General features: G+C 65.0%; 23 protein-coding genes and 1 pseudogene. 12 read left to right on the top strand and 12 right to left on the bottom strand.

Annotated features, from left to right (window positions below; translation table 11 throughout):
• Nucleotides 1–11: 11 nt before the first annotated feature.
• Nucleotides 12–818, bottom strand: coding sequence for an inner membrane protein YpjD (locus SALB1_RS17025; RefSeq protein WP_109994931.1), 807 nt, complete (start codon nucleotides 816–818; stop codon nucleotides 12–14).
• A 274-nt stretch (nucleotides 819–1,092) separates the two neighbouring features.
• Between SALB1_RS17025 and ffh the strand changes: the two genes are divergently transcribed.
• From ffh to rimM, 3 genes and pseudogenes are all read left to right on the top strand, one after another.
• The gene (ffh, locus tag SALB1_RS17020; protein ID WP_109994930.1) at nucleotides 1,093–2,490 is read left to right on the top strand and encodes a signal recognition particle protein; all 1,398 of its coding nucleotides are present in this window, start codon (nucleotides 1,093–1,095) and stop codon (nucleotides 2,488–2,490) included.
• Nucleotides 2,491–2,611: 121 nt separating this feature from the next.
• Nucleotides 2,612–2,848: pseudogene (gene rpsP / locus SALB1_RS19630) on the top strand (30S ribosomal protein S16); the annotation flags it as partial.
• Nucleotides 2,849–3,016: 168 nt separating this feature from the next.
• Nucleotides 3,017–3,547: a ribosome maturation factor RimM gene (gene rimM, locus SALB1_RS17010; protein WP_109995515.1), complete on the top strand. Its 531-nt coding sequence runs from the start codon at nucleotides 3,017–3,019 to the stop codon at nucleotides 3,545–3,547.
• Here the strand turns inward: rimM and SALB1_RS17005 are convergent.
• Complete coding sequence (locus SALB1_RS17005; protein WP_109993729.1) at nucleotides 3,544–4,491, bottom strand: IS481 family transposase; 948 nt, start codon at nucleotides 4,489–4,491, stop codon at nucleotides 3,544–3,546. The two genes, rimM and SALB1_RS17005, sit on opposite strands and share 4 nt — an antisense overlap.
• 196 nt (nucleotides 4,492–4,687) lie before the next feature.
• Between SALB1_RS17005 and trmD the strand changes: the two genes are divergently transcribed.
• Both trmD and rplS read left to right on the top strand, forming a co-directional pair.
• Entirely contained in the window at nucleotides 4,688–5,449 is a 762-nt protein-coding gene (trmD, locus tag SALB1_RS17000) for a tRNA (guanosine(37)-N1)-methyltransferase TrmD (protein ID WP_109994929.1), read from the top strand.
• 113 nt (nucleotides 5,450–5,562) lie between these two features.
• Nucleotides 5,563–5,910 carry a 50S ribosomal protein L19 gene (gene rplS / locus SALB1_RS16995; protein WP_109994928.1) on the top strand — a complete coding sequence of 116 codons (348 nt, stop codon included), beginning with the start codon at nucleotides 5,563–5,565 and terminating at the stop codon, nucleotides 5,908–5,910.
• Nucleotides 5,911–6,025: 115 nt separating this feature from the next.
• On the opposite strand, the gene SALB1_RS16990 is transcribed toward rplS, so the two are convergent.
• Complete coding sequence (locus tag SALB1_RS16990; protein WP_109994927.1) at nucleotides 6,026–6,580, bottom strand: C40 family peptidase; 555 nt, start codon at nucleotides 6,578–6,580, stop codon at nucleotides 6,026–6,028.
• Nucleotides 6,581–6,650: 70 nt separating this feature from the next.
• Nucleotides 6,651–7,667 (bottom strand): thioredoxin-disulfide reductase, encoded by a 1,017-nt coding sequence (gene trxB / locus SALB1_RS16985; RefSeq protein WP_109994926.1) that lies wholly within the window; start codon nucleotides 7,665–7,667, stop codon nucleotides 6,651–6,653.
• A gap of 162 nt (nucleotides 7,668–7,829) precedes the next feature.
• Here trxB and sppA point away from each other — a divergent pair, with 162 nt between their 5' ends.
• The gene (gene sppA / locus SALB1_RS16980) at nucleotides 7,830–9,695 is read left to right on the top strand and encodes a signal peptide peptidase SppA (protein ID WP_158590800.1); all 1,866 of its coding nucleotides are present in this window, start codon (nucleotides 7,830–7,832) and stop codon (nucleotides 9,693–9,695) included.
• Nucleotides 9,696–9,698: 3 nt separating this feature from the next.
• Entirely contained in the window at nucleotides 9,699–10,664 is a 966-nt protein-coding gene (locus SALB1_RS16975) for a glutathione S-transferase family protein (RefSeq protein WP_109994924.1), read from the top strand.
• Between the two features lie 10 nt (nucleotides 10,665–10,674).
• Here the strand turns inward: SALB1_RS16975 and SALB1_RS16970 are convergent, their stop codons facing one another.
• On the bottom strand, nucleotides 10,675–11,478 hold the full coding sequence (locus SALB1_RS16970; RefSeq protein ID WP_109994923.1) for a glycerophosphodiester phosphodiesterase: 804 nt from the start codon (nucleotides 11,476–11,478) through the stop codon (nucleotides 10,675–10,677).
• A gap of 112 nt (nucleotides 11,479–11,590) precedes the next feature.
• Between SALB1_RS16970 and metC the strand changes: the two genes are divergently transcribed.
• Entirely contained in the window at nucleotides 11,591–12,760 is a 1,170-nt protein-coding gene (metC, locus tag SALB1_RS16965) for a cystathionine beta-lyase (protein ID WP_109994922.1), read from the top strand.
• A 69-nt stretch (nucleotides 12,761–12,829) separates the two neighbouring features.
• Here the strand turns inward: metC and SALB1_RS16960 are convergent, their stop codons facing one another.
• Both SALB1_RS16960 and egtC read right to left on the bottom strand, forming a co-directional pair.
• The gene (locus SALB1_RS16960; RefSeq protein WP_158590798.1) at nucleotides 12,830–13,960 is read right to left on the bottom strand and encodes an SUMF1/EgtB/PvdO family nonheme iron enzyme; all 1,131 of its coding nucleotides are present in this window, start codon (nucleotides 13,958–13,960) and stop codon (nucleotides 12,830–12,832) included.
• 21 nt (nucleotides 13,961–13,981) lie between these two features.
• Nucleotides 13,982–14,821 carry an ergothioneine biosynthesis protein EgtC gene (egtC, locus tag SALB1_RS16955; RefSeq protein WP_255414569.1) on the bottom strand — a complete coding sequence of 280 codons (840 nt, stop codon included), beginning with the start codon at nucleotides 14,819–14,821 and terminating at the stop codon, nucleotides 13,982–13,984.
• On the opposite strand from egtC, the gene egtD reads away from it, so the two are divergent.
• Nucleotides 14,786–15,784, top strand: coding sequence for an L-histidine N(alpha)-methyltransferase (gene egtD / locus SALB1_RS16950; RefSeq protein WP_109994919.1), 999 nt, complete (start codon nucleotides 14,786–14,788; stop codon nucleotides 15,782–15,784). The two genes, egtC and egtD, sit on opposite strands and share 36 nt — an antisense overlap.
• Nucleotides 15,785–15,846: 62 nt before the next feature.
• Here the strand turns inward: egtD and argF are convergent, their stop codons facing one another.
• Together argF and SALB1_RS16940 are read right to left on the bottom strand one after the other, a co-directional pair.
• A complete protein-coding gene (gene argF, locus SALB1_RS16945; protein ID WP_109994918.1) occupies nucleotides 15,847–16,746 on the bottom strand; it encodes an ornithine carbamoyltransferase in 900 nt (299 codons plus the stop codon).
• Nucleotides 16,747–16,908: 162 nt separating this feature from the next.
• A complete protein-coding gene (locus tag SALB1_RS16940; protein ID WP_109994917.1) occupies nucleotides 16,909–17,517 on the bottom strand; it encodes a superoxide dismutase in 609 nt (202 codons plus the stop codon).
• A 259-nt stretch (nucleotides 17,518–17,776) separates the two neighbouring features.
• On the opposite strand from SALB1_RS16940, the gene grxD reads away from it, so the two are divergent.
• The 3 genes from grxD (at nucleotide 17,777) to SALB1_RS16925 (ending at nucleotide 20,743) form a co-directional block, all read left to right on the top strand.
• On the top strand, nucleotides 17,777–18,118 hold the full coding sequence (gene grxD / locus SALB1_RS16935) for a Grx4 family monothiol glutaredoxin (RefSeq protein WP_199678848.1): 342 nt from the start codon (nucleotides 17,777–17,779) through the stop codon (nucleotides 18,116–18,118).
• Nucleotides 18,119–18,244: 126 nt separating this feature from the next.
• Nucleotides 18,245–19,012 (top strand): molybdopterin-binding protein, encoded by a 768-nt coding sequence (locus SALB1_RS16930; protein ID WP_109994915.1) that lies wholly within the window; start codon nucleotides 18,245–18,247, stop codon nucleotides 19,010–19,012.
• 96 nt (nucleotides 19,013–19,108) lie between these two features.
• On the top strand, nucleotides 19,109–20,743 hold the full coding sequence (locus SALB1_RS16925; protein ID WP_145961357.1) for a bifunctional diguanylate cyclase/phosphodiesterase: 1,635 nt from the start codon (nucleotides 19,109–19,111) through the stop codon (nucleotides 20,741–20,743).
• Nucleotides 20,744–21,006: 263 nt separating this feature from the next.
• Here SALB1_RS16925 and SALB1_RS16920 read toward each other — a convergent pair whose 3' ends face one another.
• From SALB1_RS16920 to ppsA, 3 genes are read right to left on the bottom strand one after another with little or no spacing between them, the layout of a single operon-like run.
• Nucleotides 21,007–21,993: an MBL fold metallo-hydrolase gene (locus tag SALB1_RS16920; protein WP_199678847.1), complete on the bottom strand. Its 987-nt coding sequence runs from the start codon at nucleotides 21,991–21,993 to the stop codon at nucleotides 21,007–21,009.
• Nucleotides 21,990–22,805: a sulfurtransferase gene (locus SALB1_RS16915; RefSeq protein ID WP_109994912.1), complete on the bottom strand. Its 816-nt coding sequence runs from the start codon at nucleotides 22,803–22,805 to the stop codon at nucleotides 21,990–21,992. The genes SALB1_RS16920 and SALB1_RS16915 overlap by 4 nt, the downstream gene beginning before the upstream one ends.
• A 17-nt stretch (nucleotides 22,806–22,822) precedes the next feature.
• A complete protein-coding gene (gene ppsA / locus SALB1_RS16910) occupies nucleotides 22,823–25,192 on the bottom strand; it encodes a phosphoenolpyruvate synthase (RefSeq protein ID WP_109994911.1) in 2,370 nt (789 codons plus the stop codon).
• Between the last annotated feature and the right edge of the window lie 102 nt (nucleotides 25,193–25,294).

Here is a 25,294-nt window from a genome sequence, read left to right as displayed (position 1 = left end):
GCACGCCGCGGCTACCACCAATGTTCGCCCAGAATCAGCTCGAGCACCAACTTGCTGCCGAAATACGCCAGCACCAGCACCACATAACCGATCATCACGCCGCGTACCGCGACCCGCCCGCGCCAGCCGTAGCGCCAGCGCCCGAACAGCAGAATGGCGAACACCAGCCAGGCCGCGACCGACAGCAGCGCCTTGTGCGCCAGGTGCTGTTCGAACAGATGACTGATGAATAGAGCGCCCGTGGCGATTGCCAGGCTGAGCATGAAAAAGCCCGCGCTAATCAGGCGGAACAGCAGCGTCTCCATCGTCTGCAACGGCGGCAGCGTGGTGAACAGCCCCGACGGCGGATGCTGGCGCAGCTGGCGATGCTGCAGCGAGAGCACCGCCGCCTGTACCGCGCCCAGTGTGAGCAGGCCGTAGGCGAGCATGGACAGCACGATATGGATTTGCAGCGGCCAGCTCAGCGGCTCGTGGGCGCCGTTCGGGTCCGGCACGAGCAGACCGGCGATCGCGCACAGGCCGGCCACGGGATACATCACCAGCCCCAGGGCGCCGATCGAGCGCTTGAGCGAGAACAGCCAGAGCAGCAGCGCGGCCTGCCAGGCGAACAATGACAGCGCGGAGCCCACGCCAATGATCATCGCGCCGGTATGCAGCGTCATGTGTATCAGCGCGATCACATGCATCACCAGGCCCAGGCCCGCGAGCAGGGTCACGCGCAGGTAGGGCGCGCCCGCTGCATGATGCTGGTAGACGGCGTAGGTCGCGGCGGCATAGGCGGCCGCGGCAAGCAGCACTTCGATGATGACGAAGGTCATCGGGGGATGGGTGAGGGTAATCTCATGCGTCGTATTCTGCCGTATTTTCGGCGCGGGCTGCTGACGTTTGCGGCATCGGGGGCGCGACCGAGGCCGATCAGGTGCGGGCGCACCGCGGCGCGTGCCAGCGCGCAGTGCGCCTGTCGGGACAAGCCAGGCCGGGCCTGCCGGCCCGGTGGCGCGCCTCGCCGCGGCGTCGGATCGCGCGCCGGCTCACGACAGACTTCCCACGACCGTTATAATGGGCGCCGGATTACACCGAAGACGCGTTGCCATGTTCGACTCTCTAAGTGATCGCCTCAATCGCAGTCTCAAGACGCTGTCGGGCCGCGGCCGGCTGACCGAGGACAACATCAAGGCTACCCTGCGCGAAGTGCGCATGGCGTTGCTCGAAGCCGATGTCGCGCTGCCGGTGGTCAAGCAGTTCGTCGAGGATATCCGTGCACGCGCGGTCGGCTCCGAGGTGATGACCAGCCTCACGCCGGGCCAGGCATTGGTCAAGATCGTGCGCGACGAGCTCACGAATTTGCTGGGCGAAGCCAACGAGTCGCTCAATCTCAAGACCAGGCCGCCGGCGGTGGTGCTCATGGCCGGCCTGCAGGGCTCGGGCAAGACCACGTCGGTGGGCAAGCTGTCGCGCTATCTCAAGCAGCGCGAGAAGAAATCCGTGCTGGTGGTCTCGGCCGACGTGTATCGGCCGGCGGCCATCGACCAGCTGGAACGCGTGGCCTCGGATGTCGGCGTGGATTTCCATCCCAGTTCGTCGGGCGACAAGCCGGTCAAGATCGCGAAATCGGCGCTTGATGCGGCGCGCAAGGGTTTTTATGACGTTCTGATCGTCGATACGGCCGGGCGCCTGGGCATCGACGAGAAGATGATGGCCGAGGTGCGCGCGCTGCACGACACGCTCGACCCGATCGAGACGCTGTTCGTGGTCGACTCGATGACCGGCCAGGACGCAGCCAACACGGCCAAGGCCTTTGGCGATGCGCTGCCGCTGACCGGTGTGGTGCTGACCAAGGTCGATGGCGACGCCCGCGGCGGGGCGGCACTGTCGGTGCGCCAGATCACCGGCAAACCGATCAAGTTCCTCGGTACCGGCGAGAAGCTCGACGCACTCGAACCCTTCCATCCCGACCGCGTGGCCTCGCGCATCCTGGGCATGGGCGACGTGCTGTCGCTGGTCGAGGAAGCCGAGCAGAAGGTCGATCGCGACAAGGCCGAGAAACTCGCCAAGAAGCTCAAGAAGGGCAAGGGCTTCGACCTCGACGATCTGGCCGATCAGTTGCGCCAGATGCAGGAGATGGGCGGCATCGGCGCCTTGATGGAAAAGATGCCCGGCGGCGCGCAGATGCCCAAGGGCATGGCCGCGGCCGCCGACGAGACCCAGGTCAAGCGCATGCTGGCGATCGTCGATTCCATGACCAAGCAGGAGAAATCCTTTCCGGACGTGATCAAGGCCTCGCGCAAGCGCCGCATCGCGGCCGGCTCCGGCACCCAGGTCCAGGACATCAACCGCCTGCTCAAGCAGCACACGCAAATGCGCAAGATGATGAAGAAAATGAAGGGCGGCGGCATGAAGAAAATGATGCGCGCCATGCAGGGCATGGGCGGCGGCATGGGTGGTGGTGGCCCCGGTCTGCCGCCGGGCATGGGCGGCATGGGGCGCTGACCCGGTAGTTTTGGTTGCCGCAGGCTTCCATTTTGCGCGTATTGACGTACAATGCGCGTCCTTCAAACCGCGCGCGGACGAATCCGTGCGCACACGAATTCTCAACGGCGATAAAACGGCTATGGTCAAAATCCGGCTAGCACGCTCGGGCGCGAAGAAGAAGCCCTTCTATCACATCGTGGCCACGCACAAGGCCAACGCACGCGACGGTCGCTACATCGAGCGCCTCGGTTTCTTCAACCCGGTGGCGGTCGGTGGCGAAGTCCCGCTGCGTCTTGATATCGAGCGCATCGAATACTGGAAGGGCCAGGGCGCGCAGCTTTCCGAGCGCGTGACCAACCTGGTCAAGTCCTTCAACCGTCACGGCGAAGGCGAGGCCGCGCCGCGCGTTACGCCGCCCGAGTCCAAGGCCAAGGAAGCCAAGGCGCAGACCGTGCCGGCCGGCGCGACCGGCGACGTGTCGGAAGCGGGTCCGGAAGGCGAAACGGCGCCGCAGGGCGAGCAGGCTTCCAGCTAAGTCTTGACCGTGGCCGGTACGGCGCCGCATCGCCCCGTCGTACTCGGCCGTGTGAATGGCCTGTTCGGCGTTCGCGGCTGGATCAAGGTGTATTCCTACACCCGCCCGGCCGAGGCGATCCTCGACTACGAGCGTTGGTGGATCGGGCCCGAGGCCGATCGGCGCGGCTACCGGCTCGTCGAGGGCCGGGTGCAGGGCAAGACGCTCGTCGCCCAGCTCGCCGATGCCGACGGTGAACCGTTGGCCGACCGCGATGCCGCGGTCGAGCTGCTCGAGTTCGATATTGCGGTCGATCGTGGTGATATGCCCGATCCGGAACCCGGCGCGTATTACTGGTTCGATCTTGTCGGCCTGAGTGTGGTCACCGTGGACGGTGTTCCGCTCGGGCGCGTGACGGCGATGATGGAAACCGGGGCCAACGATGTGCTTGTGGTCCGCGGTGAGCGCGAGCGCCTGATCCCGCTGGTCGTCGACGAATTCGTCACCGAGGTCGATCCCGATGCCGGGACGATCCGGGTCGATTGGGATCCGGAGTTCTAGGTGTGTAAAGCCACCAGGTTGTTCAGGCCGAGGGTGCTGATGGGTGTGTGGTAGTCGAGACTGGCATGGGGGCGATGCCAGTTATAGTCATGCAGCCAGTGGGGCAGATGGGCGGCACGCTGATCGGCATTGTCATAGGCGCGAGCATAGGCCCATTCGTGCAGCGCGGTCTGGATCAGCCGCTCGGCTTTGCCGTTGGTGCGCGGCCGGTAGGGCCGTGTCCTCTTGTGTTTGAGCCCGAGTCGCCGACAGGCCTTGGCGAAGACAGCCGACTTGTAACAGCCGCCGTTATCGGTCAGCACGCGGTCGAATCGTACGCCCAGGTGCCGGTAATAGCGCAAAGCGGCTATCAGGGCGCGAACGGCACTCGGTCCCGTTTCATCCGGCCAGATTGTCGCGTGACTGACGCGGCTGTGATCGTCGATGGCCACGTGGACATGGTCCCAGCCTGCGCCGCGTGAACGTCCGGCTTGTCGATTGCCGGTCACGCGGTGACCGGGGCGCTCGAAGCGGCCGAGCTTCTTGATATCGAGATGCAGCAGATCGCCGGGTGCCTCGCGGGTATAGCGCTTGACCGGCGGCGCGGGATCCAGCGCGGACAGTCGGTTCAGGCCGGCTCGCTGAAGCACGCGTGCGATCGTGGTCACGGGCACGCCCAGTTCGCGACTGATCGCGCGATAGATACGCCGCTCACGCCGCAAGGCCACGATCCGCTGCCGGGTTGCCTCGGATAGCCGATGGGGGCAACGAGCCGGTCGCGAACTGCGTTCATACAAGCCGGACTGACCGTGCTCGCGATATCGGGCCAGCCACTTGTAAGCGGTCCGCGCGCTCACGCCCATGGCCTGCGCCGCTTCGACCGGGCGCTGACCATGTTGAAGGATTCGACGGACCAACAGGTCTCGACCATGAACGGTCAAACGCGCATTCTTGTGGGTGTTCATCCGGGTCACTCCTGAAGCTTGAAGGATTCGACACCCATCAGTTTCAGGGCGGTCGGCTCGGATGAACAACCTACTGAAAGATCACATCTAGGGCCCGTCAAATGGCCCGGAGCCGGCCCTGATGGGCCGCGACGCCCGCGCCGCCATGGCAGACTCGAATCCGCGATGCCCATGCCGCCAGCCGAGTTTCCGCCCCATGCATATCGATGCCATCACGCTGTTTCCCGAATGGCTGCTCGAAATCGAGCGCTACGGTGTGGTCGGGCGCGGGTTGCGCGAGGGGCGTCTTTCGCTGGCGGCCTGGAATCCGCGCGACTACACGACCCATCCCACGCGGCGCGTCGATGACCGCCCCTACGGCGGGGGGCCGGGCATGGTCATGCAGAACGCGCCGCTGGTGGCCACGCTCGAGGCCGTGGCGCACCGGCGTGGCGACGCGCGGCCGGCGCCGGTGCTGCTCATGTCGCCGCAGGGCGAACGCTTCGATCAGCGCTGGGCGGAGCGCCTGGCCGAAGGCTCCGGCTTTGTTCTGGTGTGCGGGCGCTATGAAGGCATCGATCAGCGGTTCATCGATCGCTATGTGGACGCCGAGATTTCGGCCGGGGATGTGGTGCTCTCGGGCGGTGAACTGCCGGCGATGATGATCATCGACGCCGTGGCCCGGCTGGTCGACGGCGTGCTCGGTGATGCGCGCTCGGCGGCCGAGGATTCGTTCGCCGGCACCATCCTCGATCATCCGCATTACACGCGGCCGCCCGGCGATGTTGGCGGGGCGGTTCCGGACGTTTTGTTATCGGGCGATCATGCGAAAATCGCGCGATGGCGAGAGAAGCAGGCCCTCGGCCGCACTTGGCTGCGACGTCCGGACCTGCTCGACGGCATCGAGCTGGACCCGCGCCAGCAGGCACTGTTGGCCGAGTTCATCGGCGAATATGCCGACCGTACGCCGCGATCATGAAAAACCCCAAATAATTCCCGCCAGGGGTCCCCAAAGCCGCGTTCTTTCCGGTATAATCCGCCGACTTTGAACGCCCACCCACGGCGGACAACCTACGATTTCAGAGGCAGGCCATGAGCAACATCATCGACGAATTGGACGCCGAGCAGCAAAGCGGCAAGAATATCCCGGATTTCTCCGCCGGTGATACCGTGGTCGTCCAGGTGCGCGTGGTCGAAGGCGATCGCGAGCGTCTGCAGGCCTTTGAGGGCGTGGTGATCGCCAAGCGCAACCGCGGCCTGAACTCGGCCTTCACGGTGCGCAAGGTATCGCACGGCGAAGGGGTGGAGCGCGTGTTCCAGACCTTCTCGCCGGGTATTGCCGAGATCAAGGTGCTGCGCCGTGGTGACGTGCGCCGCGCCAAGCTTTACTTCCTGCGTCAGCGCAGCGGCAAATCGGCGCGTATCCGCGAAAAGCTGTAGCTTCGCCTGCGGCATCCGCGGCCGATTGGGAAAAAGGCGTCTTTCGAGACGCCTTTTTTCGTTGGATTCCGGTGCACGGATAATCCGCGCCGGGCCCGGGCCGGTCGAACCACCGCTATGACGAGGTGTTCCGGTCCGGCAGGATGCGCGACACGCCCACCATGCGCTGCGACCAGTACCGGCCGTCCAGCTTGATCCGGCGCACGCCGCCCCCCTGGGCCGATGCGCCGGGCACGGCGATGACGGCCACGTTCGGGTCGACCACCACGCCCACGGTCAGGCGGCCGCGCCCGTCCTTGCTGTCGGTGCGGAAGAAGACGAGGTCGCCGGGTTGGGCTTGCGCCAGCGGGATCGGTTGGCCGGCATCGAGTTGGTCGGCAAGACTGCGCGGCAGCGCGCGGCCGTTCTGGCGGTAGGCGTAGTAGGCGAGCCCGCTGTCGTCGAACTGATCCGGGCCCGCCATGTGCGGGGCGTAGCGATCGCCGGCCTGTGCCAGCGCGACCGCGGCCACGCTCCGGCGTGCCGGCGTGGTCTGTTCAAGCGTCTTCTGGACGCTTTCCGATTGCGGGCCGGTGGTGCAGGCCGACAGCGCGGCCGCACAAGCCAGCGCCAGGCCGGCGCCTGCACGCGCGCCGATGAGGCTGGAGGCCCTAGGGCATTGGTATTTCATGACCCCTCATGATGCCGCAAGCGCGGGCCACCGGCCAGACGGGTAGCGCGCCGGTGGCCCGCGCCCCCGATCAGACCGCGCGGTGGGCGACCTGGCTTTCGACGTGGGCTTCGCGCGGGGTTTCATCCGCGAGCAGGGCATCGAGATACTTCTCGGCGTCGAGTGCGGCCATGCAGCCGGTCCCGGCCGAGGTCACCGCCTGACGATAGACGTGATCCATGACGTCGCCGGCCGCAAAGACACCGGGCTTGCTGGTAGCCGTGGCATTGCCCTGCGTGCCGCTCTGCACCTTGATGTAGCCGCCTTCCATATCCAGCTGGTCGACAAAGATATCGGTATTGGGCTTGTGGCCGATCGCGATGAAGATGCCATCGACCGACAGCTCCTGCGTTTCGCCGGTTTTCGCGTGGCGGAAACGACCGCCGGTCACGCCCATTTCGTCGCCCAGGACTTCGTCGAGTTCGTGATCCCAGAGGATGCTCACGTTGCCGTTGGCGGCCTTGTCGAACAGCTTGTCGGCCAGGATCTTTTCGCCGCGGAACTTGTCTCGTCGGTGCACGACGGTCACGTGCGCGGCCAGATTCGACAGATACAGGGCTTCCTCGAGCGCGGTGTTGCCGCCGCCGACCACGGCCACGTTCTTGTTGCGATAGAAGAAGCCGTCGCAGGTGGCGCAGGCCGAGATGCCACGGCCCATGAAGTGGCTCTCGGATTCGAGGCCGAGATAGCGGGCGGTCGCCCCCGTGGCGATGATCAGCGCATCGCAGGTGTAAACGCCCGAGTCGCCCGCCAGCCGGTACGGCGGGGCCGACAGATCGGTGCTATGGATCTGGTCGTGGATCATGCGGGTGTCGAAGCGTTCGGCGTGTTGCTTCATGCGCTCCATCAGACCGGGGCCCTGCAGGCCCTCGACGTCGCCCGGCCAGTTATCGACATCCGTGGTGGTCATCAACTGTCCGCCCTGCTCGATGCCGGTGATCATCACCGGTTCCAGATTGGCCCGCGCGGCGTAGATGGCCGCCGTGTAGCCGGCCGGGCCGGAGCCCAGAATGATCAGGCGGTGATGCGTGGCATCGGTGTGACTCATGATGTTAGACCGGATGTCGGGTGAATGCCGCTAAACTGCGGCACGCATCGGGCGTATTCAAGTCGCACGTCTGGCGTTGGGTCGCTACACTGGCGGCTCGCGACAGGAATACGAACTGGCTTATACGACCGCGCGCATCGCGCCGGTCTCATGGGAGACGCTGTGGCTGGCAAACCGTCTTTTTTCCGGCGCCTGGTCGGGGGACTCTGGCGCACGCTCGCGCTGATCTATTCGCTGATCTTCCTGTTGATTCTCATCGCGATTCCGGTGTCGATCTACCTGGCGGTGCATCACCCGGCGCCGCCGGTGCCGAGCCAGGCGGTGCTCGTGGTCGATCCGGTAGGCAATCTGGTGGAACAGGAAAGCGGGGTTGGCGGTCTGGTCCAGAGCGCCCTGTCGGATCAGGGCCAGCCCTCGGTGGTGCGGCGTCTGATCACTGCGCTCGACCGCGCCCGGCACGATGACCGGATCAAGGAAGTCCTGCTCAAGCTGGACGATCTGGGCGGTGCCGCACCCGGTCAGTTGCAGGATCTGATTGCCGCCATCGATCGCTTCAAGCAGTCGGGCAAGCCGGTGATCGCCTGGTCCGATGCGTATGACGAGACCCAGTACGAGCTGGCCAGTCATGCCGACAAGATCTACGTCGACCCGCTCGGTTACGTGCTGCTGACGGGCTACGGCGCCTATCGGACCTATTACAAGGACGCGCTCGACAAGCTCGGCGTGACCATCAACGTGTTTCGTGTCGGCAAGTACAAATCCTATGTGGAGCCCTATACGCGCAACGACATGTCGCCGGCCGCCCGGGCCGACAACCGCAAGTGGATGGACTCGCTGTGGGGTACGTACAAAAAGACGGTGACCGCCGATCGCGGCATCACGCCCGCGGATATCGATCAATACATCGCCAACTATGCCTCGAATCTCGTGGCCAACCACGGCAATGCCGCGGCGCTGGCCCGCAAGGCCGGTCTGGTGGATGCGGTCAGTACGTTGCGCGATTTGCATAAACCGTTGATCGCCAAGGTGGGGCGAGACCCGGCCAGCGGCAGTTTCAATCAGGTGAACCAGGACGATTACCTGGCCGATACCCACGGCCACACGAGCGCGAACGAGTCCAGACTGGCCGTGGTCACGGTCTCCGGCGATATCGTCAATGGCCAAAGCGTGCCCGGTTCGGCGGGCGGCGAGACCATATCGCGGCTGATCGACGCCGCGCGCCGCGACGACCACGTGGCCGGCCTTGTGCTGCGGGTCAATTCGCCGGGCGGTTCGGTGACCGCAGCCGAGCGGATACGGCGCTCGGTGGTGGCGTTCCGTCAGGCCGGCAAGCCGGTGGTGGTGTCCATGGCGGGCATGGCGGCCTCGGGCGGCTACTGGATTTCGATGAATGCCAACCAGATCTGGGCCGAGCCGTCGACGATTACGGGGTCGATCGGTATCTTCGCGATTGTGCCGACGTTCTCCAAGCCACTGAACAAGCTTGGCATTCATACCGACGGCGTGGGCACAACCAAGCTGGCCGGTGCGATGCGGCTGGACAAGCCGTTGTCCGAACCGGTCAAGACGATACTCCAGGCCGGCGTTGAGCGCGGCTACCACCAGTTCATCGGTCACGTGGCGCAGGCACGCGACATGTCGACCGATGCCGTGAACAAAATCGCCCAGGGGCGCGTCTGGAGCGGGGCCGGCGCCAAGCGGATCGGCCTGGTCGATAAACTGGGCGATGTCACCCAGGCGGAGGCGGCCGCGGCGAAGCTTGCCGGGCTTAACCCGGCGCACTACAAGCGTCAGTCCATGCAGCCGCCGTCGGACTGGCGCGCTGCCCTGCAGCAGCTGCTGACCAGCCACATCACCGCATCGCTGCTGCCGTCGTGGCTGGCTGCGCCGGCCCATACCGATGCCGTGGATTTCCTGCGCAGCCTGAGCGACCCGCATGGCCTGTATGCCCGTTGCTTCTGCCGGATACAATCCGCCGATACACTCAATGGCGCCGCCCGGGCGCGCAATGCTTTGAAGGCACGCTAGTCTATGGGATTGCTCATCGATGGCCACTGGCACGACCAGGGGTATGACACCGACTCGAACGCCGGCCGTTTCGTTCGAGAGTCCGCCGGGTTTCGCAACTGGATCGATTCGCAAGAGAACAGCGCCTTCACGCCGCAGGCCGGGCGGTATCACCTGTACGTGTCGCTGGCCTGCCCGTGGGCGCACCGGGCCTTGATACTGCGCCGGCTGAAAGGCCTCGAGAAGGTGATCGGCCTATCGATCGTCGATCCCTACATGGGCGAATACGGCTGGCAGTTCTCGGATGTGGCGGGCGCCATCCCCGATACGCTGTACGGACTCGATTACCTGCACCAGCTTTACCAGAAGGCCGCGCCCGACTATACCGGGCGCGTGACCACGCCCACGCTCTGGGATACGGTGCACGAGACCATCGTGTCGAACGAATCGGCCGATATCGTGCGCATGTTCAATTCGGCCTTCGACGCGCTGGCCGAGCACCCGGATCGCGACTACTACCCCGAAGCGCTGCGCGCCGAGATCGACGCGGTCAATGAGCGGGTCTATCACGACCTCAACAACGGCGTGTACAAGGCCGGGTTCGCGACCACGCAGGCTGCGTACGAACAAGCGTTTGACGCTGTCTTCGCGACGCTGGACTGGCTCGACACGCGTCTCGGCGGACAGCGCTATCTGGTGGGCGGGCAAGTGACCGAGGCCGACTGGCGCCTGTTCGTCACGCTCGTGCGTTTCGATGCCGTGTACTACAGTCATTTCAAGTGCAACCGGCAGCGGATCGCGGACTATCCGCATCTGGCCGGCTATCTTCGCGAGTTGTACCAGGTTCCGGGCGTCGCGGACACCGTGAACATGCAGCACATCAAACAGCACTACTACCGCAGCCATCCGGGTATCAACCCGACGGGCATCGTCCCGGTGGGCCCGGTGCTGGATTTCGAGGCGCCGCCCGAGCGCGGCCATCTGTCCTAGCGTCCTGGGATCACATCCGGCGACTGCGGGCCCGCGCCTGTTCCAGCATGTGCTGGAGCGCCACGGGCTGGTTGGTGAATATCCAGGGGATGCCGCGGCCGATTTCCCGTTCCAGCAGGCCGCGCCGGCTGACGAATCCGCTGCCGATCAGGCGGTTGTGTCGTTGGCTGGCGCGAATGTCGGCGCGTCGAATGAACAGATACGGACCGGCGATCCCGCCGCAGTCGTGCCGGCGGCTCCAGGCGCGAATCGCTCGCCAGTTACTCTTGGCCACCGGTACGCGTGCATTGGCCGGCAGGTCCGCCACCGCGTCGAACAGGGCCGGGTCGAGCGCGAGGATGTGATAATCGTCGCCGGCCGTGAGTCCGGCAAGCTGTTCGTGCATTCGGGTTTCGGCCCGGGTTGAGCCGCGCGTCTTCAATTCGATCATCAGATGGGCCCGATCGCCGTAGCGCTCTATGATCTCGGCAAGATGCGGCAGCTCCGGCGCACAAGCGCGCAGCGCGGGCCAGGTCAGCTCATCGATGCGCTCGGGACGCCCGAATACACGCGACAGATCGGCATCATGCACGACGACGGGTTCGTCGTCGGCGGTATAGCGGATATCGAACTCGATCGCACGGACGCCGGCCTGCACCGCGAGATCGAAGGCGGCGAGCGTATTTTCCTTGACGTGCACGTCGTCACGCGCCCCGCGATGGGCGACGATCAGGGTGCGTTCGAGCTGCGCGCGGGTCGGGCGACGGCGCGGCCAGGCCGCCAGGACGGCCTCGGCCAGCCAGAGGAGGTAATGTTCGACGAAATGTTGCAACACGGCCTATGCGAACGGGTCGACGCGGGATTATAACGGCTCGACGCCGGATGCAGCGTGGCCAGTCGGGCCTGTTATGCCTATCCTCAGCGGTTGGTACATCGACAGGCGACTCATGAAACAAGCCACGCGTCTCGTTCACGCCGGGCGGCGGCCGTCCGCGCACTACGGCATGGTCAACACGCCCGTTTATCACGCGTCCACCGTGTTATTCGACAACCTGGCCGCGTTCGACGCCTCGCAGGCCGACCCGTTTGCGGGCGTGCACTATGGCCGGTTGGGTACGCCCACGCAGTTTGCGTTCGAACAGGCTGTGGCCGAGCTCGAGGGCGCGCACGGCGCGGTGAGCACATGCTCCGGCCTGGCGGCGATCGCCACCGCGCTGCTTTCGGTGGTGGCGGCCGGCGATCATCTGCTCGTGGCCGATAACGTCTATGGTCCGACGCGCAAGCTTTGCGACGGTCTGCTGGCCCGGCTCGGCATCGAAACCGAGTACGTGGATCCGTTGATCTCGGCCGAAGCACTGGCCGCGTGCTTTCGCGACAACACGCGCGCGCTGTTTCTCGAAGCGCCCGGTTCGCTCACCTTCGAGATTTCGGACGTACCTGCACTCGCGGCGGTGGCGCGCGCGCGTGGCGCCTGCGTGATTGCCGACAATACCTGGAGCACGCCGATCTATTTCGATGCCTTCGCCCACGGTATCGACCTGTCGGTGCACGCCGCGACGAAATATATCGTCGGTCACTCGGATGCCATGCTCGGCGTCGTGAATTGTCGTGATGCCACCTATTACCGGGCGGTGCGGCACACATCCATCGCGCTCGGCTACTGTGCCGGTCCGGACGATGTCTATCTCGGCGCGCGCGGGCTGCGTACACTCGGCCAGCGTTTGCCGGTCCACGAAGCCAACGGTCTGGCGCTGGCGAATTGGCTTGCCGAGCAGCCGGCGGTGGCCCGCGTGCTGCATCCGGCCCGGGCCGATCATCCGCAGCACCACCTCTGGCAACGCGATTTCACCGGTGCCTGCGGCCTGTTCGCGATCGAGCTGGTGCCGGCGGACCGTCAGCGGCTGGCCGCGCTCATCGACGGACTGGCCTATTACGGTCTGGGGGCATCCTGGGGCGGTTACGAAAGCCTTGTGTTACCGGTGGCGCCGGCCGCTTCGCGCACGGCCACGCACTGGCAGGCACCGGGCCCGCTGCTACGCATCCACGCCGGGCTCGAGGACATCGCCGATCTCATCGACGATATGGCAGCGGGGCTGGCGCGTTACAACGCCGCCTGAGCGGGCGCGGCAAGCCAACGCGGCCGCAGCGCGGCGATCGCTCGGCCGTGGCGTCAGGCGCGGCGGTCGTCACCAGGCTAGACGCAGCCCGGCACAGATATGCCGGTGTGTCGGCGGGTAGAAGTTGCGGAAACCGGGCCGCCTGATATCGGCCTCGGTGTGAACACTCGCGCCACGCGTGACGTAATGATGGCCGTCGAACCAGGGTTTGGAATAACCGTCGTAAGGAAACGCCCTGAAGCCGGGATACGGCTTGAATGCGCTGTCGCACCATTCCCAGACCTGGCCGGTCGCATCGAGCGGTACGGTGCGCGCGGCGGCTTCCCACTCGTGCTCGGCGGGCAGGCGGGCGCCGGCATGGCGTGCGAATGCCCGCGCTTCGTACCAGCCGATGCCGTGTACCGGCGCGTCGCCGATGGGCTCGCGCCCATCGTGTCCGGCGATGTGCCAGCCGTCGTCCGCGGCGCGCCAGTGCTGGGGATGATCGATGCCCACGGTACAGCGCCAGCGCCACCCGTCGTCGTCCCAGAGCTCGTGGCGATCGTAACCGCCGTCCTGCATGAAGCTCAGCCACTCGGCGTTGCTAACCGGGCGGCTGGCGATGTCGAAAGCCGCGATCTCGCGTTCGTGGACCGGTTTTTCGTTGTCGTAGGCGGCGACGTCGGGCGTGCCCAGGCGAAGTCGCTGTGCCGGCACTGGCACACGCCGGTAGCGTGCCGGGGCCGGGCTCTGCAGCGTTGCCGTGCCCCGGCCCGCTTCGAGATCGAGCTGGGCGGCGGCCAGGCGCATGGTTTCCAGGTGCTGGGCGTAGTGCTGGCGCAGAAAGGCCTGTAGATAGCCGTGTTGTAACAATTCATGGCCGGACTCGGCCGCGCGTTGCCAGTAATGGTCGTTCACGACGGCGACTTGATCGGTCCATTCGCGCATGGCGCGCGGCCCGGGCAGGCGGGCCCCCCGTGTGTGCTTGGCGCATTCCTCGGGAAAATACAGCCCGCACCAAGGCGCGGTGATCGAACGATCCCCGAATATGCGCTCAGCCAACCAGTAGTTCTCCGCGAAAAACACATGGCCCACGTGCCACAGCAGTGGGCTGAGTTCGGGGTGAGGCTGGCGCCGCAGCATCGCCTCGTCGCGGCCCTCCAGCATGGCCTGCGATGCGCGACGTAGTGCGGCCAGGCGTGAGCAGGGTTGCGCCGTCATCATGCGAGTCCGTTCAGCAAGTCAGGGCCCGAGCGTAACAACGTGTTCCGGAACGACAGCTTGCCAGCCGGCATCGTCGTCGAAAGCTTCCGAGGCGATCACGCTGCCACCGTGCCATGCGCGATGGACATACAGCGAGGGCGCGGTGGTGTTGAATGCGCTGCGTACGGCGACGATTTCCCGGCCGTCGGTTAACACCATGTTGAGAAGTGCTTTCAGTTCCCCACGCTCCTCCAGCCATTCGTGAACCCGGCGTAACGCCTGTGTCAGGCGCTCGGCCAGCGATCCGGTCTGCTGGCGTACCAGGGCAAACAGGTATTCGGAATCGGTGTTTCCATTGATGGTCTGCTCGATCGCCGGCGCGAGTTCCGCGCGCACCCGCGCGCGCAGAGTGGCAGCAAAGTTCTGGATATAGCCGTTGTGGGCGAACAGGAGGCCGTCGCCGGCAAAGGGCTGGGTATTGGCGTGATCGGTACCGAGGCCCGACGTGGCGCTTCTGACGTTGCCCACCCATAGCCCCCGGCGCAGACTGCGCGCCAGGGCATCGACGTTGCCATCGGCCCAGATCGGCAACGTATGCCGGTAGACCGCGGGCTGGCCGTCATCGGCATACCAACCTACCCCCCATCCGTCGGCGTTGACGGTGGCGCTGGCCATCTCGCGTGCGTCCCAGGACTGACGCGCCAGGCTATGCGGCGTGGCGTCGAGGAATTGGCGCAGCAAACAGGGCGGGCCGAGATAGGCGGCGATTCGGCACATGACAGCGGCAACGGTGGAGGATCGGCCCATGATAACCTCGAAGCGTTCCGTTACATCGCTTGTGTCATGAGTCGAGATGTTCTGTCCACGCGGCTGGTCCATCACCGCGTGGCGCCCCTGCGTCGCGTGCCCGATCTGGCCGAGGATGCCCGGATGGGGCTGATGGAGCGCCCGCGCTGGCTGCCGCCCAAGTACTTCTACGACGCGCGCGGTTCGCAGCTGTTCGAGGCGATCTGCGACACCCCCGAGTATTACCCGACGCGCGCCGAAGCCGCGGTGCTCGCGGCCGAGTCCCGGCGCGTGATCGAGCGCGTACGGCCGGCGCATATCATCGAGCTGGGCAGTGGCAGCGCGCGCAAGACGCGATGCCTGCTCGCCGCATGCGATGCGCTGGGCGTGCACCCTCGCTACTGGCCGTTCGAGGTCAGCACGCAGATCATGATCGATTCGGCCGAGCAGTTGATCGCGGACTATGACTGGCTGCATGTCGAGGCCATGAGCGGCGATTACACCGCCGGGCTGGCCCACCTGCCGTTACCGGCCGAGGCGGCGCGGCGTCTGTTCGTATTTCTAGGCGGCACCCTCGGCAACTTCGACCCGGCCCAGGCGGATGCGTTCATGGCCGAGATCGTGGCGCTGATGGGGCCGGGTGACGCGTTGCTGATCGGCCTGGATCGGGTCAAGGACGTCGCTGTGCTCGAGGCGGCGTACGACGATGCCGCCGGTTACACGGCGGCGTTCAACAAGAACGTCCTCAACGTCCTCAACCGGACGCTGGACGGTGATATATCGCCGGATCTCTATCGGCACCAGGCCGTGTTCAACCGGCCGTTGTCGCGGATCGAGATGCGGCTGATCGCCGAACAGCCGCACCGGGTGCATCTGGAGGCGCTTGGCCGGGGCTTCGACATGGCCGCCGGGGAGTCGATTCTCACTGAAATCAGCCGCAAGTTCTCGCGCGACGACATCGCGTCCCTGCTGGCGCGTGCCGGGCTGCGCGAGGCGGAACACTTCGAGTACGGCACGGGCGATTACTCGTTGGTGCTGGCGGTGCCCGACGTCTGATCCGGGCGCCGCCAGCCGGCCCGGCGCAGGCCTCGAAATTCTCCGCCCGGGCGGCGTGCGCGCTACGCGGCGTCGAGCAATTTGAGCAGCAGTGCCGTCTGGGCATGCAGGCGGTTTTCTGCCTCGTCCCAGACCACGCTTGCGGGCCCGTCGATCACTTCGGCGCTGACTTCCTCACCGCGGTGGGCGGGCAGGCAATGCATGAACAGGGCATCATCCGCGGCCCAGCTCATGAGCGCGCGATTGACCTGATAGTTGGCGAAGTCCGCGAGACGGGTTTCGCGATTGTCTTCGTCGCCCATGCTGGCCCAGACGTCCGTGACCACGAGATTGGCGCCGTCCACCGCTTCCTGCGCCTGTTCGCACACCGTTACCGCCGCGCCCGCATCACGCAGCATGAGCGCGTCTGGACGATAGCCTTCGGGGGACGCGATGCGTAGCGAGAAACCCATCAGGCGGGCGGCGTTGATATACGAGTGGCACATGTTGTTGCCATCGCCGATCCAGGCCACCTTCGCGCCGCGGATCGAGCCGCGATGCTCGACGTAGGTCTGCAGGTCGGCCAGCAATTGACAGGGATGCAGGCGATCGGTCAGGCCGTTGATTACCGGGACCTTGGAATAGGCAGCGAACTGTTCCAGCACCGCATGTGAATGGTTGCGGATCATGATGGCGTCGCACATGCCCGACAGCACGCGTGCGGTATCTTCTACCGGTTCGCCGCGCCCGATCTGGGTATCGCCCGGCGACAGGAAGATCGCGTGGCCGCCGAGCCGTGTCATGGCCGCCTCGAACGAAACGCGGGTACGGGTGGACGCCTTTTCGAACACCATTGCCAGACTTTTGCCGATCAGCGGGCGATCGGACAGCGCGTGGCGCTTGCGCTCGATGGCGCGTTCGATCAGATCTTCGATACCGGCACTGCCCAGGTCGTCCAGGCTGAGGAAATGTCGCGAACTCATGAATGAATGGGGATCGTGGATGAATGGAAAGCCAAAGCATCATGCACGCTGCACGTGCGCGCGCGCCCTGATACTTTCGGTGGGCAGGTGCGCAATCCTCCAATAAAAAAGACCCCGCCGCAACGCGACGGGGCCCCGGATCGAGCTTGGCGCCAAGCGTGCTTAGCTGGCCGCCTCGAACTTCTTGGCGATGCCGTCCCAGTCGACGACGTTCCACCAGGCTTCCACGTACTCCGGCTTGCGGTTCTGGTACTTCAGGTAGAAGGCATGCTCCCACACGTCCAGACCCATGATTGGCTTACCGGATTCCGCAACCACGTCCATGATCGGGTTGTCCTGGTTGGGCGTCGGCACGATCTTGAGCTGATCGCCGCCAGCCGGGACCAGCCACACGAAGCCGGAACCAAACAGTCCTGTCGCTTCGCCGGTGAACTTCTCCTTGAAGTCGTCGAACGAACCGAAGCTCTTGTCGATCGCCTCGGCCAGTTTGCCGGTCGGCTTGCCACCGCCATTGGGCGACATCGTTTCCCAGAAGATGATGTGGTTGAGATAACCACCGCCCTGGTTGCGTACGGCGGCACCGTGCTGGCCCGCGTTGGCCAGGATCGTGTCCAGATCCTGGTCCGCCAGCGGCGTGCCTTCGATGGCCTTCTGGAACTTTGTCAGATAAGCATTGTGGTGCTTGTCGTGATGGATCTCCATGGTGCGCCCGTCGATGTAGGGCTCGAGCGCATCGTAATCGTAGGGCAGATCGGGCAGTTCAAATGCCATGACGGTGTCCTTGTTGTCATGAATGAATCAACGTCACTCCCTTATATAAGGATTACGCCTTGTATTTCAAAGGCGGCACGCGCCCTGTGCGCGCACACGCCGACCACGCGGGCGATCGGGCGGCAGGCTCGGTATCGGTTGCGCCGCCGGTGCGGCGCGTGCCGCGCACCGCGGATCGGGGTCGCACGGTCTTGATCGGAAGCCGTTTACACCCCAGTTATAATGGATTCACATCTAACCCCACATCGAGGTAGGGCCAATGAGCGCGAAAGCTATGGAAGTCATCAAGCAGGAAGTCGAGGGTAATCCGATCGTGCTTTACATGAAGGGTACGCCGGACTTTCCGCAATGTGGCTTCTCGGCGCGCAGCGCCGAGGCAATCAAGGCCTGCGGCGTGCCGTTCAAGGCCGTCAACGTATTCGACGACGAACAGATCTATCGCCAGGGCGTTAAGGTGTACTCGAACTGGCCGACGATCCCGCAGTTGTTCGTCAACGGCGAACTGGTCGGCGGTTCGGATATCGTGATGGACCTGTTCCAGTCCGGCGAACTCAAGCCGATGCTGGAAAAAGCCGCGACTCAGGAATCAGCCGGCGGTTGACCCGCGGCATTCCACGCCGCCGCCCGGGCTTTGAAGCCCGAATCGGCGGCGGCGATTTCGTGTGCACAGGGCGGGCGCTCGGTTGGGCTGATGAGCCGTTGACGCCGCTCACGACGAGGACGGTTCATGACGACGGGCGCGGATAACCCTCATATCGGCATTATTCTGATCGGTGACGAGTTGCTCTCGGGCAAGCGCCAGGATAAGCACATGCCGGCCGTCGTCGAGATGCTGCATGAGCGAGGGCTCGAACTGGCCTGGGCGCGCATGGTGGGCGACGACGCGACGCTTCTCGAGCGTACGCTAGCCGAGACCATGGGCGCCGACGATATTGTTTTCAGCTTCGGCGGCATCGGCGCCACGCCCGACGACCGTACCCGGCAGTGCGCCGCGCGTGCGGCCGGTCGCGCGCTCGAAATCAACGCGGCGGGGCGCGACATACTCGAGACAAAGTTCGGCAACGAGGCCTACCCGAACCGTATCCACATGGTCGAATGGCCGACCGGGTCCGAAGTCATTCCGAACCCGATCAACCAGGTGCCCGGTTTTAGCCTGGGCGATCATCATTTCGTGCCCGGTTTCCCGCGCATGGCATGGCCGATGGTGGCCTGGGTGCTCGATACGCATTACGGCCATCTGCAGGATGCCGAGCGCGATGTCGAATATCTGGTCGAAGTTTTCGATACGCCCGAAAGCGCGCTGATCGATCTTATGCAGGCGGTCATGGATGCGCATCCGGCGGTGCGTGTGGCCTGCCTGCCCGCCGCCGACGGCCGGCGCCGGATCGAATTCGGCGTTCGCGGTCGGCCGGCGCCGGCCGCCGCGGCCTTCGATGCCCTGGTCGCGGCATTGAATGAATCGGCCATTCCAACGGGCGCCTGTACCTCGCGCTAGGGTTTAGGTAGTCTTGCCTGCAAGCTAGATCTTTGAGCTCGCAGTAAAAAAGGATGAACGCGACAGGGGGTCGTCGCTGCGGGCAAAGGGGGGTTCTTGGACGGTAGCCGTCACCTGCGCCTGTTGAGCCTGTCGCGCGTTTTGCGTAGCCGGGTTACGTGCACGGCCTACTATGGATTGGCGATCGCTGTCATCGCCATCCTCGTCGCCACCGTGGCCAATGCCTTCATACAGGAGGGCGGAGTCACGATCGGCAAACTTTGGAACGCTCAGCTGAACAATCCGACGTTGTGGTTACTCGATGCCATGCCGTTCGTGTTCCTGCTGTGGGGCCAGTATGTGGGGCTGGTGGTGTCGACCGAAGCCAGTGCCATGGTGCTCGACGAGACCGAGACCCTGCGCGGCGACAATGCAGCACTCGCGGCCGAGGCGCGGCGCTCACAGCGCATCGATTCGCTCACCGGGCTGATTAATCGCAGCCACTTCGTCGACAGCCTTCAAGCGGCTATCGAGTCGGCGTATCTGAATGCGACATGGGTCGGTGTGATCGTGCTCGACCTGGACGGCTTCTCCGAGATCAATGAACACTACGGACAGGCGAGCGGCGACCGCGTACTCATCGCGATGGCCCGTCGCCTGGAACGGGCGGTGCCGGAATCCTCGACACTCGGGCGGCTGGACGCGGATCGGTTCGGCGTGGCGATCATGGCGCTGGCGTCGCAGCGCGAACTCGAGCAGGTGGCCGAGCGAATCAGGGCTGCCGTCACTCCGCCGTGTCCGCTCGACGGCATGTTGCTGCAACTCGCGGCGAGCGCGGGCGGTGCCTACTATCCCGATAATGCCAGCGACGCCTATGGTTTGATCGACGCGGCCAGCCAGACGATGTATGAAGTCAAATCGCGCGGCGGTGACTTCAGCATGGCCTGTTCGACGCGCAGGGTGCACGGGGTGGCCATGCACTCGTTGTCCGCGGAACTGCGCCGGGCGATTGACAAAGACGAGCTGGTTCTTCATCTCCAGCCGCTTGTGGACGCTTCGACGTGCGAAGTCTACGGCGCGGAGGCGCTCGTCCGATGGCAACATCCGCGCCGCGGTCTCATCATGCCGGGCGATTTCATCCCGCGCGCCGAACGCAGCGGATTGATAAACGACCTCACGCTCTGGGTGTTACGCCGCGCGGTCGAGTATGCCGGGGCGCTGCGCCGGGACGGTCGCAATCTGCGCATCTCGATCAACGTATCAGCACGCTCGATTCTGCGACCGGATTTCGCCGATACCCTGGAAGCGTTGCTGGCCGTCCAGGGGCTGCCCGGGGCGGCGCTGACGCTCGAACTGACCGAGGATACGCTCATGGCCGACCAGACCCGGACGCTGGAGGTCATGACGCGGTTGGCGGGTCGTGGCGTACAGGTCTCGATCGACGATTTCGGCACGGGCTATTCGCAGCTGTCGTATCTCAAGCGCTTGCCGGTCGCCGAGATCAAGATCGATCGCTCCTTCGTCCAGGATATGCTGGAATCGGATACGGATCTGTCGATCGTGTCGGCCACCATCGGACTGGCGCATGCCCTGAACCTGCGGGCCGTGGGCGAGGGCGTGGAATCGGCCGGCCAGCTCGATCGCCTGCGCGAACTGGGCTGCGACCTCATCCAGGGTTTTCACATCGGGCGGCCCATGCCCCTGGAAAAGTTCCAGCAATGGCTGGGGGACTGGGACCAGAGACACGCTTGATGAAGTGCAAGGTTGGGACAAAAAGACTGAGCCCGCGATCGCTCGCGCACCTGAAGCCGCAGTGCCTTGATCCTGCTTTTTATTTGCGCTGACTCGCGTGCATTGGCGGACAAATGCCCTGGCTTACTCCGCCCGCTGCATGAGGTACATCATCAACAAGACGCTTGCACAGCGACGGGCCGGGCCCTGGAGCGGCGCGCGTGGCGCAAGCGTTTTGTGACGCGCGGCCAGCGGGCGCGCGCGTCGCCCATCGGAACCGGTTCTCAGCCGAGTTCGAACACCTGGCCGAATTGTGGGGCGACGAAGGCATCGTCGTGGACGCCGTGGCGCTGTCGCGCCGCGGCCAGGTCGTGAGCCGGTTGGTCACGCCCTTCGTCGGTGAGCTTGAACGTCGCAAAATGAATACCCACGGAGCGTCGGGCCTCGAGATCGCGATGGGCTTTCACGGCATCGTCCGGATTCATGTGTTGGCGGCGCATCAACTCGCGCGGCTCGTAGGCGCCGATCGGCAACAACGCCAGATCGGGTGTGCCCAGGCGTTCGCGGATCCAGCGGAAATGCGGACCGTATCCGGTATCGCCGGCGAAATACAGGCGTCGTTCCGGCGTCTCGATCCAGAAGCCCGCCCACAGGCTACGGTTGCGGTCGAACAGCCCCCGGCGCGACCAGTGCTGTGCCGGTACTGCGGTGATCGCCAGATCCTCGGCGGTCGGTCGCGCGCTGTGCCACCAGTCCAGCGTCACGATCCGGCGACTGCCACGGCGGGCAAACCAGGCGTCGAGGCCGAGGCCGGCGACAAACACCGGATCATCCCGACGAACCAGGGCGGTGATGGTGGCGCGGTCCAGGTGATCGTAGTGGGCATGGCTGATCAGCACCAGATCGATCGGGGGCAGATAATGCCAGTCGATGGCCGGCGGCGTATGGCGACGCACGCCAATACCCGGTAGCGGGCCGACGCGCGCGGCATACACCGGGTCGGTAATCAGATTCAGGCCATCGATCTGGATGAGCACGCAGGCATGCCCGATCCAGGTCACGCGCGGCGCATGCGAGCGCCGCGGCGGTATCTTCGGGGTGTCCGTGTTTGCCGCATCGGGCGCTGCCGGCGGCCAGTCGGGGCCGCGCGGCCGCAACAGCCAGCGCCACAGGCCGAAGCGACTGGTCTGGCCGTGATCGTGCCAGGGGTTGGAGAAGCGTCGCCCGTCGAAGTTCGCGCCCGGGCGGGGCGGTCCGAACGATGCACTCAAGAGCCGCTGTCCACCGGCGTGTCCATCGCGTTGCCCCAGTCCGACCAGGCGCCTGGATAGCCGCGCACGCGCGCGTAGCCGAGGGCCTTGAGCACCAGATAGGCGTACGACGAACGCACGTGGGTCTGGCAGTAGGTGGTCACCTCGTTCGATGCGTCGATATCGCGATCGGCGAGCATACGACGGATTTCGTCCAGATCCCGGAGCTGCCCGTGCTCGTTCTTCAGCCGGTTCCAGTCGAGATTCACCGCGCCGGGGATGTGGCCGCCGCGGGCGCTGCGCACATCGTCACCGACAAACTCGGCTTCGCTGCGCACATCGAGAAAACGCACGTCGGCGGCATCGAGATGCTGGCGGATCCATGCCCGGTCGGCGATGGCCTGCGTGCGGCGTGCAATGCGGAAGTCGCCGGCCCCGGCCGCAGGCGGGCCGGACTCGAGCGCAAACGAGGCCGCCTGCCAGGCGGCCAGGCCGCCGTCCAGAAGGCTGAATGCGTCGTGGCCGGCCACGTCGAGCGTGTAGAGCAGACGCGCGGCCTGGCCGTCGCCGGCGCGATCGTAGGCCACGATATGCGCGTCGTCACGCAGACCGGCGGCCGACAGCGTTCGCGCCAGCGTGTCGTCGTCGGGAACCAGGCCGCCGGTGGCCCCGTCGCGGGCCATGATATCGGCCATCGTGATCAACCGGGCGCCCGGGATATGCGCGCGGGCGAAATCCTCGGGCGTATCCACGGCAACAATCTGCACGTCGGCGTCGTCCATCGCCGCGTGCAGCGCTGCGGGTTTGACGAACAGGTCCAGCTTGGCGGCCATGATGCTCCGGTTTCCGGTTAGACGTTTTCCCCGGCCAGGAACAGCCAGGTCGAGACCACGGTATCGGGATTGAGCGACATGCTTTCAATCCCCTGATCGAGCAGCCAGCGCGCCAGGTCCGGGTAGTCCGACGGGCCCTGGCCGCAGATGCCGACGTACTTGTTGTTGCGTTTGCAGGCGGTGATCGCTTTTTCCAGCATGATCTTGACCGCCGGGTCGCGCTCGTCGAACAGATGCGAGATCAGCCCCGAGTCGCGATCCAGGCCGAGTGAGAGCTGGGTCATGTCGTTCGAGCCGATCGAGAAGCCGTCGAAATATTCCAGAAACTCGTCGGCCAGGACGGCGTTCGACGGCAACTCGCACATCATGATGATCTTGAGATCGTTCTCGCCGCGCTTGAAGCCGTGTGATTCCAGCAGCTCGGATACGCCCTTGGCCTCGCCGAGCGTGCGCACGAACGGGATCATCATCTGGACGTTGGTCAGCCCCATGTCGCCGCGCACCCGCTTCATGGCTTCCAGCTCCAGCTCGAAGCAGGGCTTGAAGTCTTCGGCCAGATAGCGCGAAGCGCCGCGCCAGCCGATCATCGGGTTTTCTTCCTCGGGCTCGTAGGCGTCGCCGCCGATCAGGTTGGCATATTCGTTGGACTTGAAGTCCGACAGACGCACGATCACCGGCTTGGGATGAAAGGCTGCCGCGATGGTCGAAATACCTTCGACCAGGCGATCGACGTAGAAATTCACCGGATCGGCATAGCCGGCGATGTGGGCGTCGATGGTCGCCTTGAGCTCATCGGGCTGCTGATCGTACTCAAGCAGCGCACGCGGGTGGATGCCGATCTGGCGGTTGATGATGAACTCGAGCCGTGCGAGCCCCACGCCCTGGTTGGGAATGGAGGCGAAATCGAATGCCCGATCCGGATTGCCGACGTTCATCATGATCTTGGTGCCGATCTCGGGCATCCGGTCGAGCGAGACTTCGTCGACGTTGAAGTCGATGGCGCCTTGGTAAACATAGCCGGTATCGCCTTCGGCACAGGAGACGGTCACGTCGATGCCGTCGGCGAGTTTTTCGGTGGCGTGCCCGGTGCCGACCACGGCGGGAATGCCCAGCTCGCGTGCGATGATCGCGGCGTGACAGGTGCGTCCGCCGCGGTTGGTGACGATCGCCGCGGCCCGTTTCATTACCGGTTCCCAGTCGGGGTCGGTCATGTCGGTGACCAGGATGTCGCCGTTCTCGACCTTGTTCATTTCCTTGATCGAGGAGACGTTGCGCACCCGGCCGGCACCCACGCGCTGGCCGATCGAGCGACCGGTGACCAGCACGTCGTGGCCGGCGGCATCGAGGCTGTAGCGCTCCAGCGTCGTGGCATTGCTCTTCACGGTTTCCGGGCGTGCCTGCAGGATATACAGCTTGCCGGTCTCGCCGTCCTTGCCCCATTCGATGTCCATCGGCCGGCCGTAGTGTTTCTCGATCGTCATGGCCTGCGTGGCGAGCGCTTCGGCATCCTCATCCGACAGTGAGAAGCGGCGCTGGTCGGCGGTGTCGACGTCGACGAACTCGGTGGTCTTGCCGTGCGCGCGGTCGGCCGTGTAAACCATCTTGACCGCCTTGCCACCCTTCACGCGGCGCAGGATCGCCGGCCGGCCGGCGGTGATGTTGTCCTTGTAAACGTAGTATTCGTCCGGATTGACCGCGCCCTGGACCACCGCTTCGCCCAGGCCCCAGGAACTGGTGATGAATACCACCTTGTCGAAACCGGACTCGGTGTCGATGGTGAACATCACACCCGAGGCGCCGGTGTCCGAGCGCACCATGCGCTGGATGCCGGCCGACAGCGCCACCTGGCTGTGGTCGAAGCCCTTGTGCACGCGATAGGAGATGGCGCGGTCGTTGAACAGCGACGCGAATACGTCCTTGATTGCGAGCATGATGTTGTCGAGCCCGCGCACATTGAGGAAGGTTTCCTGCTGGCCGGCGAAGGACGCATCCGGCAGGTCCTCGGCAGTGGCCGAACTGCGCACCGCGACCGCCATGTCGTCCTGGCCCTCGGCAAGCGTGGCGAACGCATCACGGATGGCGGCTTCGAGCGCGGGCGGAAAGGGGTGGTCGAGCACCCACTGGCGGATTTTCGAGCCGGTCTCGATCAGCGCATCGACGTCGTCCACGTCCAGCGTGTCGAGCGCCTGGTTGATGCGGTCGGCCAGACCATCGTGAGCCAGAAACTGGCGATAGGCCGAGGCCGTGGTAGCGAAGCCGTCCGGCACCGATACGCCGGCATCCGCCAGATGGCTGATCATCTCGCCCAGGGAGGCGTTCTTGCCGCCCACCGACGCGACGTCGTTCATTCCCAGCTGGCTGAACCAGGCTACATACGAGTTATCCACGCTCGCTCTCCTCCGAAGTGCAATCCACAAGCACGTTATAAAAATCTTGGCTGCCGCATTCTACACGCAGGATGAACCGGCGGGGACCGTGCCGGGCCGGGT

Source organism: Salinisphaera sp. LB1 (genome assembly GCF_003177035.1).
Classification (GTDB): Bacteria; Pseudomonadota; Gammaproteobacteria; order Nevskiales; family Salinisphaeraceae; genus Salinisphaera.
The sequence above is the reverse complement of the archived record's forward strand: the minus strand, read 5'-3'. Positions and strand labels throughout refer to the sequence as shown.

What these genes read in the sequence shown, in the direction of transcription:
- rplS (WP_109994928.1), top strand. Translation starts at nt 5,563, where the DNA reads ATGAGCAACATCATCGACGAATTGGACGCCGAGCAGCAAAGCGGCAAG.
- SALB1_RS16915 (WP_109994912.1), bottom strand. Translation starts at nt 22,805, where the DNA reads ATGGCCGCCAAGCTGGACCTGTTCGTCAAACCCGCAGCGCTGCACGCG.
- egtD (WP_109994919.1), top strand. Translation starts at nt 14,786, where the DNA reads ATGAGTCGAGATGTTCTGTCCACGCGGCTGGTCCATCACCGCGTGGCG.
- SALB1_RS16975 (WP_109994924.1), top strand. Translation starts at nt 9,699, where the DNA reads ATGGGATTGCTCATCGATGGCCACTGGCACGACCAGGGGTATGACACC.
- grxD (WP_199678848.1), top strand. Translation starts at nt 17,777, where the DNA reads ATGAGCGCGAAAGCTATGGAAGTCATCAAGCAGGAAGTCGAGGGTAAT.
- SALB1_RS17025 (WP_109994931.1), bottom strand. Translation starts at nt 818, where the DNA reads ATGACCTTCGTCATCATCGAAGTGCTGCTTGCCGCGGCCGCCTATGCC.
- trmD (WP_109994929.1), top strand. Translation starts at nt 4,688, where the DNA reads ATGCATATCGATGCCATCACGCTGTTTCCCGAATGGCTGCTCGAAATC.
- SALB1_RS17005 (WP_109993729.1), bottom strand. Translation starts at nt 4,491, where the DNA reads ATGAACACCCACAAGAATGCGCGTTTGACCGTTCATGGTCGAGACCTG.
- trxB (WP_109994926.1), bottom strand. Translation starts at nt 7,667, where the DNA reads ATGAGTCACACCGATGCCACGCATCACCGCCTGATCATTCTGGGCTCC.
- argF (WP_109994918.1), bottom strand. Translation starts at nt 16,746, where the DNA reads ATGAGTTCGCGACATTTCCTCAGCCTGGACGACCTGGGCAGTGCCGGT.
- egtC (WP_255414569.1), bottom strand. Translation starts at nt 14,821, where the DNA reads ATGGACCAGCCGCGTGGACAGAACATCTCGACTCATGACACAAGCGAT.
- SALB1_RS16930 (WP_109994915.1), top strand. Translation starts at nt 18,245, where the DNA reads ATGACGACGGGCGCGGATAACCCTCATATCGGCATTATTCTGATCGGT.
- SALB1_RS16960 (WP_158590798.1), bottom strand. Translation starts at nt 13,960, where the DNA reads ATGACGGCGCAACCCTGCTCACGCCTGGCCGCACTACGTCGCGCATCG.
- SALB1_RS16940 (WP_109994917.1), bottom strand. Translation starts at nt 17,517, where the DNA reads ATGGCATTTGAACTGCCCGATCTGCCCTACGATTACGATGCGCTCGAG.
- metC (WP_109994922.1), top strand. Translation starts at nt 11,591, where the DNA reads ATGAAACAAGCCACGCGTCTCGTTCACGCCGGGCGGCGGCCGTCCGCG.
- ffh (WP_109994930.1), top strand. Translation starts at nt 1,093, where the DNA reads ATGTTCGACTCTCTAAGTGATCGCCTCAATCGCAGTCTCAAGACGCTG.
- SALB1_RS16990 (WP_109994927.1), bottom strand. Translation starts at nt 6,580, where the DNA reads ATGAAATACCAATGCCCTAGGGCCTCCAGCCTCATCGGCGCGCGTGCA.